Origin of the sequence: Caballeronia choica, from assembly GCF_001544535.1 — a bacterium.
Lineage (GTDB): Bacteria > Pseudomonadota > Gammaproteobacteria > Burkholderiales > Burkholderiaceae > Caballeronia > Caballeronia choica.
Window position 1 is genome coordinate 15931 of the sequence record NZ_FCON02000033.1, and the last position, 15367, is coordinate 31297.

A 15367-nucleotide genomic window follows, 5' to 3' on the forward strand; every position below is an offset into this window, starting at 1 on the left:
CACCGCGTGCATGCGAGTGACGGTGTCACGTACCGGCCTGCGCTGCCAGCACCCCGTTGACCATCGCCTCCACGGCGCGCGCTTCCGACCTGATCCACTCGACGACGTCGAGCACGTCCCGGCGCGGCTGCGTCTCGGCTTGATAGAGCCAGTACCCGTAGGTGCTCGTGCGGACGGCCACGCCCTCGCCTAGCGCGACGAGCCGTTTGTCTGCAAGGAGAGGCTCGATCAGCGCAATGCGGCCAAGCGCGATGCCCTGGCCTGCGAGCGCCGCGGCAATGACCTGGTCATATTGGTTGAAACGCAGCATCCTCTTCGGCTGCGCGTGGGCGAGGCCCATTGCGGCGAGCTGATCGGACCAGCGCAAGAGCGGCCTGCGCGGCCCCTCGAATTCGAGCAGCGCATGACGCCCGAGCACGGCGGCCTCGTCGAGTCGCACGAGTCCGAGCGAGGGATGCGCGACGGGCACGACGGCCTCTTCGAAGAGGCGTACGGCGCCCGGGGGCGCGTTCGTGGCCGTGCAGTAGCGGATGCCGAGATCGATCCCCTCGGCGCGCAAGTCGACGTTTTTGTCGATCGCCGCCATGCGCAGGTCGACGTTCGGATAGCGGCGTTGAAATCCGTTGATCCGCGGCAGCAGCCAGAGGCCCGTCACACCGATGCTGGCCGTGATCGTCACGGGCAGCCCCTCCTGCGCGTGGCCCAGGACTTCGAAGACTTCCTGCAATTGCTGGACGGCAGCATCGGCGGTGCGAAAGAGGCGTTCGCCTTCGGGCGTGAAGGAAATCGACCGGTAGCCGCGCTGAAAGAGTACGAAGCCGAGCCAATCCTCGAGCGCGCGAACCTGGCGGCTTAGCGCCGACTGCGTGAGGCACAGGTCCTGTGCGGCGAGCGTGATGCTCATGCGGCGGCCAACGGCGACAAAGCCGCGAATCAGGTCAAGCGGCGCGAGCCGGACAAGCGGCACTGGCATGCATGCTCCTCATGCGAAAGATGCAAGAAGGTTGGTTGAGCCGGCCGGGCGAGTCAAGTGGAATATCGATGTATGCGGACTCGGGCGATCGACGCGACTTCATGTGGCGTCTGGCTGCGGTATGCGGCGACGCACGGGGCACATGGGCAATCGAGGATCGTCTCGTCTGGAGCTACGATGCAGGACACGAATACCACCACACTCGCACCCGAGGCATTCGCGCTAGTCGCGGCGGACGGCTGCCCGATTCGCGGCTTCGTCTGGCGTCATGGCAAACCTCGTGCGGGCGACTGGTGCGGCCTGCACAAGTCCGACGCAAGCGCGCGGCCGGTAGTGATCGTCAACGCAGCGACGTCAGTGCGTTGCCGTTACTACTTCCGGTTCGCGGCATTCCTCTTCCGACACGGCTGCGACGCGATTGTCTACGACTACCGCGGCATCGGCGAATCGCGGCCCCGGGCGCTGCGCGGGTTTCGCGCATCGTGGCTCGATTGGGGGCGACTCGATTTCGAAGCGGTGCTGCAATACGTGGCGCTCGAATTTCCGGGCCAACCGGTCGACGTCGTCGCGCACAGCATCGGCGGCGTTGTCATCGGGCTCGCGCCGTCGAACGCGATGATCCGGCGCATCGTCACGGTGGGCGCGCAGTACGCGCATTGGCGCGATTATGCGTCGGGCCGCAAGTTGACGATGCTGTGGCGCTGGCATGTGCTGATGCCGATTCTCGCAATCCTCGCCGGCTATGTGCCGGCCAGGCGCCTCGGCTGGATGGAGGACACGCCCAAGGGCGTGGCGTTCTCGTGGAGCCGCAGCAAGGCGCGTTTCGAAGACACCTTCAGGCGCGGGGCGTTCGCCCTCGGCGACGCGGAACGCGCGCAACTCGTCGCACAGTTCTCGGCGGTGCGCGCGCCGCTTCTCGCGATCAGCGTGACCGACGACGAGTTCGGCACCGTGCCCGCGATCGAACGGCTGCTCCGCTATTTCACGGGCAGCGCGCTCACGCATTTGCGCATCGCGCCGAGACAGATCGGTCAGCCGGCGATCGGGCATTTCGCGTTTTTTCACAGCCGTTTCGAAGACAGCCTCTGGCCGATCGCGCTCACATGGCTGAAGTCAGGGGCATTGCGGCAGCGACATCCGGGCAGCGTCGTGTTTCAGCGGGCTCGCCCGGAGCGCGAAGCAACCGCCGCGCACGAACAACCATCCGGCTATCACCCGGTTGTTGCAACTGCGACACCCCAGCCAACCAGCAGCAACCCCTCCGCAAGAGGAAGCCATCGCGCTTGCGGCAGCATTTTTTCCAGCATCACGCAGATCGACAGAGCGGCAACCCAAAGCACGTTCATGACGCCAAACACGAAGAGCAACGCCATGAGTGCCCCGCAACAGCCGACGCAGTAGGCCCCGTGGCGGAACCCCATGATCCAGGCACCGAGTGTGCCGTCGCGCCATTCGTTCAGAAGAAAACCGAGTGGGGAAGCACACTTGCCAAGGCACGCCTGCTTTAAAGGTGTCAGTTGGAAGACTCCGGCAGCGACCAGGAGAGCGCCTCCAAGCAGCGGGGTGGCGCTCACCATCATCGGTGTAACGAGACGGGCTTCGAGCAAGCCCCACTGCGCGAGCGTGGCCAACAGGCTGAAGCTGGACCACACAGCCAGGTAGCCGAGAACAAATACGCCCGTGTGTGCATAAGGCAGCCGTTGCGCACGTCGCTGGCGGCTCAGGAACGCGAAGCTCAGAACCATCGGTACGATCGACGGCAGCATCATGGCGGCCATCATGATGGCCCACATCGACAGCACCAGCAGCAGATCGACGGCGCCCCAATCCGTCATGCGCGGCATGATGGCCATGGCGGCCCCCGCGTCCATGTGCTCCATGCCCCAGCTCATGTACAGCAGGTAAGCCCACGCGAGCGCCGCGGCGGCCGCGAGTCCCGACAGTACGATCACGCGGTCCCGCACCGGCAGCCGTCGCGCCACGAACCCTCCGCGAAAACCTCGCTCAGCCATGGTAGGCGAACGGAGAATAGAAGCCGTTTCGGTCGGAGATTTCCCTGGAGAAACCGTGGTCGGTGAAGCTAAAGCGCGTCGATTTCCCGATCACCGTCGCAAACCCCGGGACAGGGGTAAACGGGTGATTGCTGATGGTGACGTCGCCTCCATCCTGACCAGACAACGCTTCGATTTCCATGTCCGCCACATCGGGTATGCGAAGGCTGCGACGCTTCCCGTCGAGGTGGTAGTCGATCGCGGCCGGTTTGACGCCCATGACTTCGCCAATCAACGGGCCCAGCGCGGAAAGCGGCCCCCCGGCTTGACCGGAGAAGATCTTACCCAACGCCTCTTGCTGCTCTGGCGTCCCGCGTTCGTCGAGATAAAGCGCCACTTTCCACTTGGTTTGCAGCATGTGACCCGGCGAATACGCAAACATAGCGATGTTGAGTCCGTCCAGTGTCACGTCGACGAACTCGCCTTGATCGACGTGCCAACCGATCAGCACCGCGCAGTCGCCATCCGACGGCGGACTGAGACAAACGCAACTGCACGGGGCGTAGCAGTTGCAGCTTTCGAAATACGTACCGGCAACCTTCCAGCTCTCGGCCATGGCATTGATCTCCGTCGTTCGGACGCGCGTTTGCACGCGTCAGTGGCGATTCCGGACGCCGAACTGGCGAGCGAATCAATTCAAGTCTAGGTCGAAATGGCCGGGGGACGACTCAAAGCTCATGGGTACCCGGTGCGGGTGACACACTTGCTGTCGATGAACGAACGTTCGTCTTTGATAATCGGATAACCGGTTACGGAGCGGGTCCAACGCCCGAACGTCCGGCCGACGGGCTTCCCGAGTCGACGGAGACTTGAGCGTCAGACGCGCCCAACGCCGCCGCAAGCTTCCCGCGATCGAGTTCACCTTCCCACGCCGACACGACGATCGTCGCCACGCCATTACCGACGATGTTCGTCAACGCCCGGCATTCGGACATGAAACGATCGATGCCCAGAATCAACACCATCGCGCTGACGGGAACGGTCGGCACGACGGAAAGGCTCGCGGCGAGCGTGATGAAGCCCGCGCCGGTCACGCCCGTCGATCCCTTCGACGTCAGCATCGTGACGAGCAAAAGCGTGACTTCCTGCGCGAAGGACAAGTGCGTATTGGTCGCCTGCGCGAGAAACAGCACGGCGAGCGTCATGTAGATGTTGGTGCCGTCCAGATTGAACGAATACCCGGTCGGCACGACGAGGCCCACGACACCGCGCGGACAACCCAACCGTTCGAGCTTGTCCATCAGTTGCGGCAATGCGGCCTCGGACGTCGAGGTGCCGAGCACGATCAGCAGTTCGTCGCGGATATACGCGAGAAAGCGCCAGAGACTGAATCCGCACAAGCGCGCGACGATGCCGAGCACGATGGCGACGAACAGGAATGCAGTGAGATAGAACGCGCCGATCAGCTTCAGCATCGGCAGCAGCGAGACGATGCCGTAGCGCCCTATCGTGAAGGCCATCGCTCCGAACGCGCCAATCGGCGCGAGACTCGTGATCATCCCGACGATGCGAAAAAACGCCTTCGACAATGTCTCGACCAGACGCGTGACGGGCGCGGCAGGCTCGCCCATCAGCGCCAATGCCGTGCCAAACAGCATCGCGATCAGCAACACGGGGAGAATGTCGCCCTGCACCAATGCACCGAGAAACGTCTCGGGTATCACGTGCGCGATGAATCCGGCGATGCCGTCACCTTGTGCAGCCTGCATCGCATAGCCCGATACGGCGTGTGCGTCGAGTGTCGCCGGATCGACGTCGAAGCCCTTGCCGGGCGTGAGCACATGTGCGGCAAGCAAGCCGATCGCCAGTGCGAGCGTCGATGCGGCCTCGAAGTAAAGCAACGCCTTGCCGCCGACACGTCCAACCTTCTTCATGTCCTGCATGCCCGCGATGCCGGTGACGACCGTGCAGAAAATCACCGGCCCGATAATCATGCGCACGAGCTTGATGAACAGATCGCCGAGCGGTTTCAGCGCGGTCGCGGCTTGCGGTGCGAAATGTCCGAGCAGCACGCCAGCGGCGATGGCTGCCAGCACCTGAACGTACAGAATGGCGTAGAACGGCTTGCGTTTCATGTCTCCTCCTTTTCGAGGCAAAGGGATGCCCTTCCCTTCTTCGATCGGAAGGGAATCGGCAGAGTGGAATCGTGGATACCGTCGCGGCGCGCGACGGATGAGCGGTTACATCACCTGGGCCCAGGCGTGCCGCGCGAAGTGCGCGCATTCGAACGCTTCGATTGCGGCGAGGGAGTCGAGCGTCAGATCGACGGTGTCCATGCCGTCGATCACCATGCGCTTATGGCGAGCGCCGATCGGATACGTGTATTGTTCGCCGGACCCGGACGTCACGATTTGACGTTCGAGATCGATCGAAATCGATGCGCCGGGCGTTTCGATCGCCTCCCGCGTCAGCGCATCGACGACACCGCGCTCCAGTTGAACCAGCAGCAGACGGTTGTTCATCGCGTTCGAATAGAAGATCTCCGCGAAGCTCGGCGCAATCACCGCCTGAAAACCGTATTGCTGGAGACCCCACACCGCATGTTCGCGACTCGATCCGCAGCCGAAGTTCGCGCCGCCGATCAGGATGCGCGCGTTCGCATAAGCGCTCTGGTTGAGCACGCAGCCCGCGCGTGGCGCACCGTGCTCGTCGAAACGCAGGTCGTACAGCAGACCGTCGGCGAGACCCGCCCTGTCGATGATGCGCAGGAACTGCTTCGGCATGATCTGGTCGGTGTCGAGGTTATCGATGGGCAACGGCGCCGCGCTGCCTTCGATGGTCGTGAGTCGCGTCATGATGCGTGTTCCTCCAGTGTGCGGACATCGGTGATGCAGCCGGTGAGCGCGGCCGCGGCCGCCATCGCAGGGCTCATCAGATGCGTGCGGCCGCCGCGTCCCTGGCGGCCCTCGAAATTGCGGTTGGTCGTCGAAGCGCAGCGTTCGCCAGCTTCGAGCACGTCGTCGTTCATCGCGAGGCACATCGAGCAGCCCGGCTCGCGCCACTCGAAGCCCGCGTCGATCAGCGCCCTTGCGATGCCTTCCTGTTCGGCCGCCCGGCGCACGCTGCCCGATCCCGGCACGACCATGGCGCGCACGCCTTCTGCGACGCGCTTGCCGCGCACGATCCCCGCGACCGTGCGCAAGTCTTCGATGCGCCCGTTGGTGCACGAGCCGATGAACACGCGGTCGATGCGCGTGCCCGCGAGCCGTTGACCGGCCGTGAGTCCCATGTAGTCGAGCGCCCGGCGCAGCGACGTGGCGGCTTCGGGTGTCGCCTGCGCGGCTTCATCGGGAATCGGCTGATCGATGGCGACCGCCTGATCCGGGCTTGTGCCCCAGGTGACGAAGGGCGAAATCTGCTGCGCGTCGAAGCGGTACTCGGTGTCGAAGCGCGCGCCGCCATCGGAATACAGGCCGCGCCAGTCTTCGAGCGCGGCTTGCCACGCCGCATCGTCGAGCGATGGCGCGTGGGCGCGCACGTAGTCAAAAGTGGTCTGGTCCGGGGCAATCAGCGCGGCGCGCGCGCCGGCTTCCACGGTCATGTTGCACAAGGTCATGCGCGCTTCGGCCGAAAGCGATGCGATGGTCGACCCATCGAACTCGACGGCATAGCCGCGCGCACCTTGTGCGCCGATCCGGCTGACGAGCCAGATGACCACGTCTTTCGAGGACGTGCCGTACGGCAGCGCGCCATCGATCGTGATGCGCATCGTCCGCGCGATCCGATAAGCCAGCGTCTGCGTCGCCAGCACGTGCTCGACTTCCGACGTGCCGATGCCAAAGCCCAGTGCGCCGAGCGCGCCGTAGGTAGTCGTATGGCTGTCGCCGCACAGCACGACCATGCCGGGACGAATCAGCCCGAGTTCCGGAGCGACGATGTGCTCGATGCCTTGCAGCGGATCGTTCGCGGCGAGGAGCCGGATGCCGGCTCGCTCGCAGTTGCGCGCAAGGTTCTGCGCCTGCAACAGCGACGCCGCATCGCGTATCACGCGCGGCGACTCCGCGTGCGTGGGGATGATGTGGCTCACGACGGCGAGCTGCTGTCGCGGACGCCGCACCGCAAGGCCGCGCGCTTCGAGTGAGCTGAAAGCCTGCGGACTGGTGTACTCGTTCATCAGATGCAGATCGACGTAGAGCAGCACGTTGTGTTCGTCGATGCGCGACACGAGATGCGAATCGACGAGCTTGTGGTAGAGGGTTCGGTCGGACATGGGATTACTCGGTGAGAAAGGGCAACACGTGTTCGAGCAGTCGCTCAGGCGCTTCTTCGGGAATGTAGTGACCGCAAGGCAGTGCTTCGCCGCGCACTTGCGGCGCATACGCCCGCCATTCGGCAAGCGGATCGAAGCACTGCTCGACGACGCCTTGCGCGCCCCACAACGCCATGAACGGACAGGCGATGTGCTGCCGTGAATCGAGCGTCGCGCGGTCGTGTTCGAGGTCGATCGTCACGCTCGCGCGGTAGTCCTCGCAGATGCCGTGCGCAGTAGCGGGATCGGACAGGCAGCGCAGATATTCCGCGTAGGCCGCTGCGGTGAAGGGCGCGAGGCCCGCGCTGCGCGCCCCGATGGTCTGCTTGAGATAGAGATCCGGGTCCGCGCGGATCAGCGTCTCCGGGAACGGCGCGGGGCGCACCAGCATGAACCAGTGCCAGTAGGCACGCGCGAAGTCGAATGAGGTCTGCTCGTACATCGCGAGCGTCGGCGCGACATCGAGTGTGATGAGCCGCGTCACGGAGGCGGGATGATCGAGCGCCATCCGCGCCGCGACACGCCCGCCTCGGTCGTGTCCGATCACCGCGAACGATGCGTGGCCGAGACCGCGCATGAGTTCGATCTGGTCGAGCGCCATCCGGCGCTTCGCGTAGTTCGCGTGGCCGGCGACACCCGGCGGCTTGCCGCTGTCGCCATAGCCGCGCAAGTCGGCGGCGATCACCGTGAAGTGTTCCGCGAGCATTGGCGCGACCTTGTGCCAGATCGCGTGAGTCTGCGGATGGCCGTGCAAAAGCAGTAGCGCGGGACCGCGTCCACCTTTGATCGCATGAATCCGGATGCCGTCGACGATTGTCGATGCATCGTTGAAGCCTTCGAACATGATTGTCTCCCAACGTTTAACGGAGTCTAATTGATGACTTCACAGAACGGGTTTCCTTGAAAGCATTCCGGCCGTAACCGTGAGGAACGAATCTGTTCGAAACTCTGGAGCATTGAAATGGATGGCTTCTCCGACCTGAACCTCTTCTCGCTCGTGGCGCGGCATCGCAATCTGGCTGCGGCCGCGCGCGAGCTGGGCGTGACGCCGCCCGCCGTCAGCAAGCGGCTCGCACAACTGGAACGGCGTCTTGGCGTGCGCTTGATGAATCGCACGACGCGGCGCCTGAGCCTGACGCCGGAGGGTGAAGTGTACTTGTCGAACGGCTCGCGCATTCTCGACGAACTGTCGGAACTGGAGCAACTCGTCACGCAGAGCCGCGGCGAGCCGGCCGGCCTCTTGCGCGTCAACGCGTCGTTCGGCTTCGGGCGGGCGCGTGTCGCGCCGGCGGTGTCCGAGTTCATCGCGCGCTATCCCGCGATCAAGATCCTGTTGCAACTGACCGACCGGCCCATGAGCCTGCAGGAAGAAGGCTTCGATATAGGCATCCGCTTCGGCGAGGTGCCTGACGCGCGTGTCAACGCGCGCTTGTTGCTCGAGAACCGGAGGATAGTTTGCGCGTCGCCTGAGTACCTGGCGCGGCATGGCAAGCCATCAGTACCGCACGATCTGACGCGCCATGCATGCATCGTGCTGCGCGAGAACGAGTCGGCTTATGGCACATGGCATTTTGCGCGCGGCAAGCGCACGGAGACCGTTAAGGTCGACGGCGCATTGTCGTGCAACGATGGCAGCGTGGTGCTTCGGTGGGCACTGGAAGGTCGCGGCATCGTCGTGCGATCGCAATGGGAGATCGAGGGGCATCTCGCGCAAGCAGAGCTCATACCTCTGCTTGCGGAATGGGCGCTGCCGGACGCCAACATTCATGCGATTTACCTGGAGCGTAACCAGCTTTCAATGAAGCTCAGAACCTTCGTCGACTTTCTGGGGACGTACCTCCGCGCGCCTGGAAAGGTTGCATGAAGCACGATGCTTGAATCACGAGAAGCATCGATCTCCGAGGAACTCTGCTAACCGCTCGTCCGTAGTCGTAGCGACAAAGCTGCGTCCCTCGGAGCCGCCGGCTGCTTCGACACGCCGGGCGCCTCATGAAGCGAGAACAGCAAGCCGCTGCTCGTCTCGAAGAACACTTGCGGAACAGACAGACATCAATGGCAATTGGCCTTTTCACCGGCCAGACCACTCGCGATTGAAGGCCCGCGGAATGCAGGCCTTCAGCGGCGGCGGTAAAGCGAACCGTCCGCATTGCGAGAGAAGTGCGGCTTAAAGCCAGGTGCCGCCCTGGCGCTCGGTCGGCTCTTGTTCAAGGGCGTCGAAATCGTGAATCCAGTCCAGATGATGCAGCAGGCTGTCGCGTGCGCCAAGGCGGGCGTTGCGCGCCTGCGCCTCGGGCCCGTCGGGCAGATGCAACACGTCCGCCGTCGTTATCGATGCGTATTGCACCTTGCGCGTGCGGCCCCGGCGCAGCCGCTCGTAGGCCTCCTGCGCCTCGCGCCAGCGGCCCGGGCCGGCCTTGGCCAACTGCGCGGCGAGCACCACGGCATCTTCGATCGACTGATTGGCGCCCTGGCCATGGTGCGGCACGAGGGCGTGCGCGGCATCGCCGATGAGCGTCACGCGCCCCTTGCTCCAGCGCCCGAGCGGGGGACGATGGAACAGGCCCCAGCGCTGGCTGATCGGCACCGCCGTGATCATCTGCACCACCGCCGGATGCCAGTCCCTGAACAGGCGCAGTTGCTCACCCTCGCTCGACGGCGTGACCCAGTCGCGCGACGACCACGGCGAGGGATGGCGCTCGACCAGCAGAAAGTTCTGGTCGCCTTGGTCGCCGATCGGATAGTGAAGCAGATGGCCCTGTGGACCGACCCAGAACTGTATGGCCTCGGGATCGGGCAGCAGATCCATGCGGTCGGCCGGCACCACGCCACGAAAACCCGAGCAGCCCGAATACAGGGCATCGTCGTAGCCGAGCATCCAGCGCCGCGTGATCGAGCGCGCCCCGTCCGCGCCGATCACCAGATCGGCGTCGACGTGCCGACCGTTGGCGAAACTCAGACTCACACGATCGGGATGCTGCACGAGATCGGTCAACCGATGGCTGAGATGGATGCGATCGAGGCCGACCGCTTTCGACAATACGGCCTGCAGGTCCGCGCGATGGATGCCCCAGTACGAACCGCCGAACTGCTCACGATAGCTCGGTTCGCCACGATGCTCCCCGATCACTGCGCCGCTGCGCCCGTCCCGATAGATCAGCGCGGGTATTTCAGCGCACACCGCGTCGAAGGCGGCACGCAGCCCCATGCGCTCGTAAAACCGCGTCGCATTCGCCGATAGCGCGACGGCCGCTCCGACCTCGCGAAGCTCGTCGGTTTGCTCGTAGAGTTGCGCGTCGATGCCACGTTCTCGCAGTGCGAGCGCGAGCGTGAGGCCGCCGATGCCAGCACCGACGATTGCGATCTTCAGATCAAGCTGTTCCATGGGGTGTCTCCGATATTCAGGCTGTGAGTTTGAGTCGGCACCGCGTGCGTACTGTGCTGAAGTCCGGTGCGTGCGCCGTGTATGAATTCTCGGCACTCGTCGTTCATTTCGCAATAAGATGGGGCGAATCTGGTTCATCACTAGAATCAATGAGACCGGGATACCCACGCCATGGAACTAAGTGAAGTTGATCTCAATCTGCTGTTGCTCTTCCAACGGTTGATGCAGGAGCGGCGCGTATCGACCGTGGCCGAGCAGATGAACATGAGTCAGCCCGGCGTCAGTAACGCACTTGCCAAACTGCGTCGACGGCTCGGCGATCCGCTGTTCGTGCGCGGGCCGGGCGGCGTCGTGCCCACGCCGTTCGCGTTGCGTCTGGCAGAGCCGGTTTCTCAGGCGCTCGCGACCCTGCACGCCGCACTCAATCCCGAGACCGGTTTCGATCCGCTGCGTGCCACGCGCACGATGACGATCGGCATGACCGATATCGGCGAGGTTGTCTTTCTGCCCGCGCTGGTCGAACGACTGTCGCGCGAGGCGCCGGGCATCGCGCTGAATACCGTTCGCGACACGAGCGTCAATCTGAGCGACGAGATGGCCGACGGCCGGGTCGATCTCGCCATCGGCCTGCTGCCGCAGCTCAAGGGCGGCTTCTATCAGCGCCGCCTGTTCTCTCAACGGTATGTCTGCCTGTTCAGGCGCGGCCATGCGCTCGAAGATACGCCGCTCACGCTCGCCGCCTGGCGTGAAGCCGAGCATCTGGTCGTGGTGTCCGCCGGCACCGGGCACGGTCAGGTGGACGACTGGCTGAAACGGCGCGGCGTGCAGCGCCGGGTGCGACTGACGGTGCCGCACTTCATGAGTGTCGGCTACATCCTGCAACGCACCGATCTGATTGCCACGGTGCCTGAGCGACTGGCCCTGCAACTGGCTGCGCCGTTCTCACTCAGCCTGCGCGCATTGCCCTCGACGCTGCCCGCCGCGCCGATCCATCTGCTCTGGCACGCGCGAGTCCAGCAGGACGAAGGCAATCGCTGGCTACGCGGCGTGGTGATCGATCTGTTCGCGGACTCGGCGATGCAAACGCGCAGATCGAAGTCCGTGCAAAAAGGCTCGTAGCGTGCAACGAGACTCGTGGCCGAGCCGTATTTGAATCTCGCCCCGACACGCAGCACTGACCCGCGTTTGCACGACCTTCCGCTGATTGCCGCCCGAGCACGCGCCTTCTGAAGTGCATCCTCGCGGCGCAGTTCGGCGCTGCTGCCTTCTGCGACCATGCGCCCCGTTTCGAGCACATAGCCATAGGAAGCGCCATACAACGCCACCGCGGCGTTCGGCGACCTGCGCCGCCCCCCGAGGCGGGCCGCGATGCCGCGTTCCAGCAGTTTTCCCGGAAAAACTGTATATATCGTTTTAGAATGGGAGAAGATAATTTTCCCCGTGCTTGATGTTCCGACTTCGTTCATAGGAATGTCACGGGGCTGCCTCGACAATTGCCGGCGAGGCAAGCGATCGCGAGGCATCAAATGAAACGCACCTACCCGTATCACGGTTTCGAAGTGGAAGTTGGGGTCGAAGCTGGCTTTCACTGGCAGAAGGGTGCGTCGATGTCCAGTTACGGGTACATCGCGATTGTCCGAATCGTCAAAACGGGTGCGACGCTCGCGCACTTCACACCCTTGCGGCTTGGTGAGTCTGGCGGGCATTCGTTTTCGACTGAAGGTGCCGCGATCATGGGCGGCTACAGTGCCGGGCGCCGTCTTGTGGACGATCTCCTGCGAGCCGAATCGACGTAGTTCGATATCGTTCTCGAAGCGCTCCCAGGGATCGAGGCGAGTATCCGCACTTGCCATCTTCGCGAGCGAACTCCCGGCCCGAACCCGTCTGCTCATCGAAATGCCCGTATGCGACGGGTTTGCGGCGATGACCACCGCGTAGCCGGCTACAATGGGTGCTGGCCAACAGCCGAGTCCGACCAGCCATGCATCTTCCTCCGACCTCGCGAACGCGGAAACGAACAGTCTGGCCCCTCGGGATCGCCGCGTGCGTCGCGCTCCTGCTGTCGCCGCCCGGCCTCCTTGCCCAGAGCGCAAACCCTGGTGTCACCTTTTCCGCGGCAGCGCCGGGCGCAACGCTGCCCGCCGGCTGGAAGAACCTGCCGGTCGTGAACGGAAAGCCGATGACGCAATACACCCTTGTTCACGACGGCCACACAACCGTCCTGCAAGCGGACGCGAACCGTTCCGCTTCCGCTCTGATGCACGAGGGCGATATCGATCTGGCTCAGACACCCGTCGTAGCGTGGCGCTGGAAAGCCGACAAGCCGATCGAGGGCGCCGACAACCACGTCGGATCGAAGGAAGATGCGCCAGCGCGACTGGTGTTCTGCTTTGATGGCGACACAAAGAAGCTGTCGCTATTCGATCGGGCCAGCATGCAAGTGGCGAAGCGCCTGGGTGGTCAAGACCTGCCCTATGCCACGCTGATGTATATCTGGTCGACCACGGCTGCGCCGGGCAGCGTCATCGCCAATCCCCATACTGGGCGCGTGCAGATGATCGTCGTCTCCGGTCAGCCTGGCGATGCGGGTCAATGGCAGAGCCTGCGCCGCAATATCGCGCAAGACTACGAGAAAGCCTTTCACGAACCGCCAGGGCGGATTACCGGCTACGGCCTGCTGACCGACACCGACAACACCGAGACCACGACACGCGCCTGGTATGGAGACATCCAGTTCCTGCCCGGACCTTGACAACATAACGTCGCCGGAAAAGCGCAGCGCTCCTGCCATGCGATGCCGGCGAAGCGTCACTCGCTAAAATATGCCGATGCCGACAGGCGCGCCATCGGAGTCATCACGCAGGCGAGGAACACTTTTCATCTGCATCAGGAAATCCGGACGCGCGCGTGGCTGGCCGCGGTTCAACAACGAATCGGACGAGCGACATGAACGGCACGGAAACATCGATCTCAAGCGCACGTTCCGCATTCGGGCGGCATGCACGGCTGCTGGCGATTTTCGCGGCGTGTGCAATCGAAGCGCTTGCATCATCCGCACGTGCGGAACCTGTCACGACATACAGGGGAATGTGCAATGCATCGGCGGGAATCGACCTCGGGTCCAACTACTTCGTCGTCGCCGATGACGATATCAACACGCTCGTCATCTATCGATATGGAACGCCCGACCGTGTTGGCGAGGTCGGGCTGGGGACGTATCTGGTCAAAGGCGACGGGACGAAGCAAACGGACCTCGAGGGCGCCGCAAGGATCGGCGACAGGATCTATTGGATCGCTTCGCATGCCAGCAAAGACAATGGCGAGCCACGACCAAAGCGGCGGCGCCTGTTCGCGACGCGCATCGATACGTCGGGCGCCGTGCCCACAGTGGTGCCGCTCAAATCGAAGCCCTATAGCGGACTGCTGGACGCGCTTGCGTCGGACAAACGCTTCAAGGTGCTGACGGACGCAACGAAGACGGGTCCCGAGGAGTTCGGTGGATTCAACATCGAAGGGCTTGCCGCCACGGAGGATGGCGGGTTGCTCATCGGCTTCAGGAACCCGCTTACGGACAAAAAGCATGAAGCACTCGTGCTCGAACTCAAGAATCCGGCCGCAGTGGTCGAGCGCGGCGCTAAGCCTGTGTTCGGCGATCTGGCCTCTCTGGATCTCGGCCACCGGGGCATTCGGAGCATCGAGCGGATCGGCGGCGAATATTTCATTGTCGCGGGCCCGTACAACAGGGGCACGCGTGGCGATCCGTCATCGCGATTCGCGATTTACAAGTGGAACCGCGCGTCGGCCGCGCCTCCAGTGCACTGGAAAGACATCGAACCGTCAAACTTCCACGCGGAGGGATTGTTCGAGATTGCCGGCACCAGACAGCTTTATCTGCTAAGTGACGATGGAGACGACAACAAGGTCTGCAAGGAAGGCGCCGACAGGTATAAGTTGACCGGTGACAAAACCTTCAGAGGCATGGCTATCGATCGATGACGCTGCCCTGCTTCCGTCCGGTGCGCAGCCTCGTCCGACGCTAATCCATAAGCGCTCTCATCGAAACGACACGAAGGCTTTCGTCTGCCAGCGGGCGATTCCCTCGACGCTCAGCGCGGCACTAACTCGATTTTTTCTCGCGACACGTCGCTTCTCTATTGCTTGAGCGACGACCCTCGGTATCAGCCAATCCCCTGGCAGCAACGCCGTCCCGCAGCGGGTCGTGGTGTTGCGCTACGCCCGAACGAGAGCCAGTTGCATCGATGCTTCTAAGGGTTTTCGCCATAGCGTGCGACCTGCCAGGTATAGCCCGAAACCAAATCGGTATTGGACGTTCAATCATCGGCTCACCTATTCTGGGGCACCACCAGATCAAGACAACACCGCGCCTTGAGGCGAAGGGAGACATCGTGTACGCAACACTTCCGCTGGTCGTAGGGTCAAGCCATCAGAGTCGGGCGCCTCTGCGCTAACCGCAACTCGTCGAGCGGTTTCTCGGGCTTCGACGATATAACCGGTTTGGGATCGGTCGGCCACGCTTGCGTGATCGCTGCGATTCCCTGCCCGTCTTTGCAAAGGCATTTTTGCTTTCACGCGCTTGGAATATTCAACGCTGATTACGCCTTGAATGGCTCATTGAAGCCGGGCGTGAATTCGCGTCTTCCCTTCGTGACGCAGAAACGGATGCCAGGCAAACAAAGCAATCTCAATATCAA

At 63.3% G+C, this 15367-nt stretch carries 13 protein-coding genes and 1 pseudogene; 6 read left to right on the forward strand and 8 right to left on the reverse strand.

Annotation, left to right across the window (positions count from 1 at the left end; translation table 11 throughout):
- Positions 1–25 precede the first annotated feature (25 nt).
- Complete coding sequence (locus tag AWB68_RS16655; RefSeq protein WP_087645453.1) at positions 26–973, reverse strand: LysR substrate-binding domain-containing protein; 948 nt, start codon at positions 971–973, stop codon at positions 26–28.
- A gap of 177 nt (positions 974–1150) precedes the next feature.
- Between AWB68_RS16655 and AWB68_RS16660 the strand changes: the two genes are divergently transcribed.
- The gene (locus AWB68_RS16660; protein WP_235028370.1) at positions 1151–2374 is read left to right on the forward strand and encodes an alpha/beta hydrolase family protein; all 1224 of its coding nucleotides are present in this window, start codon (positions 1151–1153) and stop codon (positions 2372–2374) included.
- Here the strand turns inward: AWB68_RS16660 and AWB68_RS51100 are convergent.
- The 6 genes and pseudogenes from AWB68_RS51100 to AWB68_RS16690 form a co-directional block, all read right to left on the reverse strand.
- Positions 2260–2985, reverse strand: a pseudogene (locus AWB68_RS51100) (DUF2182 domain-containing protein); the annotation flags it as partial. The gene AWB68_RS16660 and the pseudogene AWB68_RS51100 sit on opposite strands and share 115 nt — an antisense overlap.
- Positions 2978–3580 (reverse strand): DUF1326 domain-containing protein, encoded by a 603-nt coding sequence (locus AWB68_RS16670; RefSeq protein ID WP_087645454.1) that lies wholly within the window; start codon positions 3578–3580, stop codon positions 2978–2980. The gene AWB68_RS16670 and the pseudogene AWB68_RS51100, both read right to left, overlap by 8 nt.
- 193 nt (positions 3581–3773) lie before the next feature.
- Positions 3774–5099, reverse strand: coding sequence for a dicarboxylate/amino acid:cation symporter (locus AWB68_RS16675; protein WP_087645455.1), 1326 nt, complete (start codon positions 5097–5099; stop codon positions 3774–3776).
- 105 nt (positions 5100–5204) lie between these two features.
- On the reverse strand, positions 5205–5819 hold the full coding sequence (gene leuD, locus AWB68_RS16680) for a 3-isopropylmalate dehydratase small subunit (protein WP_087645456.1): 615 nt from the start codon (positions 5817–5819) through the stop codon (positions 5205–5207).
- Positions 5816–7234, reverse strand: a complete 1419-nt coding sequence (gene leuC, locus AWB68_RS16685) for a 3-isopropylmalate dehydratase large subunit (protein ID WP_087645457.1) — start codon at positions 7232–7234, stop codon at positions 5816–5818. Before leuC ends, leuD begins: the two co-directional genes overlap by 4 nt.
- A gap of 4 nt (positions 7235–7238) precedes the next feature.
- Entirely contained in the window at positions 7239–8117 is an 879-nt protein-coding gene (locus AWB68_RS16690) for an alpha/beta fold hydrolase (RefSeq protein WP_087645458.1), read from the reverse strand.
- A 117-nt stretch (positions 8118–8234) separates the two neighbouring features.
- Between AWB68_RS16690 and AWB68_RS16695 the strand changes: the two genes are divergently transcribed.
- Positions 8235–9137, forward strand: a complete 903-nt coding sequence (locus AWB68_RS16695) for a LysR family transcriptional regulator (protein WP_087645459.1) — start codon at positions 8235–8237, stop codon at positions 9135–9137.
- 300 nt (positions 9138–9437) lie between these two features.
- Here the strand turns inward: AWB68_RS16695 and AWB68_RS16700 are convergent, their stop codons facing one another.
- Positions 9438–10655 carry an FAD-dependent monooxygenase gene (locus tag AWB68_RS16700; protein WP_087645460.1) on the reverse strand — a complete coding sequence of 406 codons (1218 nt, stop codon included), beginning with the start codon at positions 10653–10655 and terminating at the stop codon, positions 9438–9440.
- A 171-nt stretch (positions 10656–10826) separates the two neighbouring features.
- Here AWB68_RS16700 and AWB68_RS16705 point away from each other — a divergent pair, with 171 nt between their 5' ends.
- From AWB68_RS16705 to AWB68_RS16720, 4 genes are all read left to right on the forward strand, one after another.
- A complete protein-coding gene (locus AWB68_RS16705; RefSeq protein WP_087645461.1) occupies positions 10827–11774 on the forward strand; it encodes a LysR family transcriptional regulator in 948 nt (315 codons plus the stop codon).
- A gap of 407 nt (positions 11775–12181) precedes the next feature.
- Positions 12182–12451 carry a hypothetical protein gene (locus AWB68_RS16710; protein WP_087645462.1) on the forward strand — a complete coding sequence of 90 codons (270 nt, stop codon included), beginning with the start codon at positions 12182–12184 and terminating at the stop codon, positions 12449–12451.
- Between the two features lie 185 nt (positions 12452–12636).
- Positions 12637–13407 (forward strand): DUF3047 domain-containing protein, encoded by a 771-nt coding sequence (locus AWB68_RS16715; protein WP_087645463.1) that lies wholly within the window; start codon positions 12637–12639, stop codon positions 13405–13407.
- Positions 13408–13742: 335 nt separating this feature from the next.
- A complete protein-coding gene (locus AWB68_RS16720) occupies positions 13743–14651 on the forward strand; it encodes a DUF3616 domain-containing protein (RefSeq protein ID WP_160110026.1) in 909 nt (302 codons plus the stop codon).
- Positions 14652–15367 lie beyond the last annotated feature (716 nt).

What these genes read in the sequence shown, in the direction of transcription:
- AWB68_RS16655 (WP_087645453.1), bottom strand. Translation starts at nt 973, where the DNA reads ATGCCAGTGCCGCTTGTCCGGCTCGCGCCGCTTGACCTGATTCGCGGC.
- AWB68_RS16660 (WP_235028370.1), top strand. Translation starts at nt 1,151, where the DNA reads ATGCAGGACACGAATACCACCACACTCGCACCCGAGGCATTCGCGCTA.
- AWB68_RS16670 (WP_087645454.1), bottom strand. Translation starts at nt 3,580, where the DNA reads ATGGCCGAGAGCTGGAAGGTTGCCGGTACGTATTTCGAAAGCTGCAAC.
- AWB68_RS16675 (WP_087645455.1), bottom strand. Translation starts at nt 5,099, where the DNA reads ATGAAACGCAAGCCGTTCTACGCCATTCTGTACGTTCAGGTGCTGGCA.
- leuD (WP_087645456.1), bottom strand. Translation starts at nt 5,819, where the DNA reads ATGACGCGACTCACGACCATCGAAGGCAGCGCGGCGCCGTTGCCCATC.
- leuC (WP_087645457.1), bottom strand. Translation starts at nt 7,234, where the DNA reads ATGTCCGACCGAACCCTCTACCACAAGCTCGTCGATTCGCATCTCGTG.
- AWB68_RS16690 (WP_087645458.1), bottom strand. Translation starts at nt 8,117, where the DNA reads ATGTTCGAAGGCTTCAACGATGCATCGACAATCGTCGACGGCATCCGG.
- AWB68_RS16695 (WP_087645459.1), top strand. Translation starts at nt 8,235, where the DNA reads ATGGATGGCTTCTCCGACCTGAACCTCTTCTCGCTCGTGGCGCGGCAT.
- AWB68_RS16700 (WP_087645460.1), bottom strand. Translation starts at nt 10,655, where the DNA reads ATGGAACAGCTTGATCTGAAGATCGCAATCGTCGGTGCTGGCATCGGC.
- AWB68_RS16705 (WP_087645461.1), top strand. Translation starts at nt 10,827, where the DNA reads ATGGAACTAAGTGAAGTTGATCTCAATCTGCTGTTGCTCTTCCAACGG.
- AWB68_RS16710 (WP_087645462.1), top strand. Translation starts at nt 12,182, where the DNA reads ATGAAACGCACCTACCCGTATCACGGTTTCGAAGTGGAAGTTGGGGTC.
- AWB68_RS16715 (WP_087645463.1), top strand. Translation starts at nt 12,637, where the DNA reads ATGCATCTTCCTCCGACCTCGCGAACGCGGAAACGAACAGTCTGGCCC.
- AWB68_RS16720 (WP_160110026.1), top strand. Translation starts at nt 13,743, where the DNA reads ATGTGCAATGCATCGGCGGGAATCGACCTCGGGTCCAACTACTTCGTC.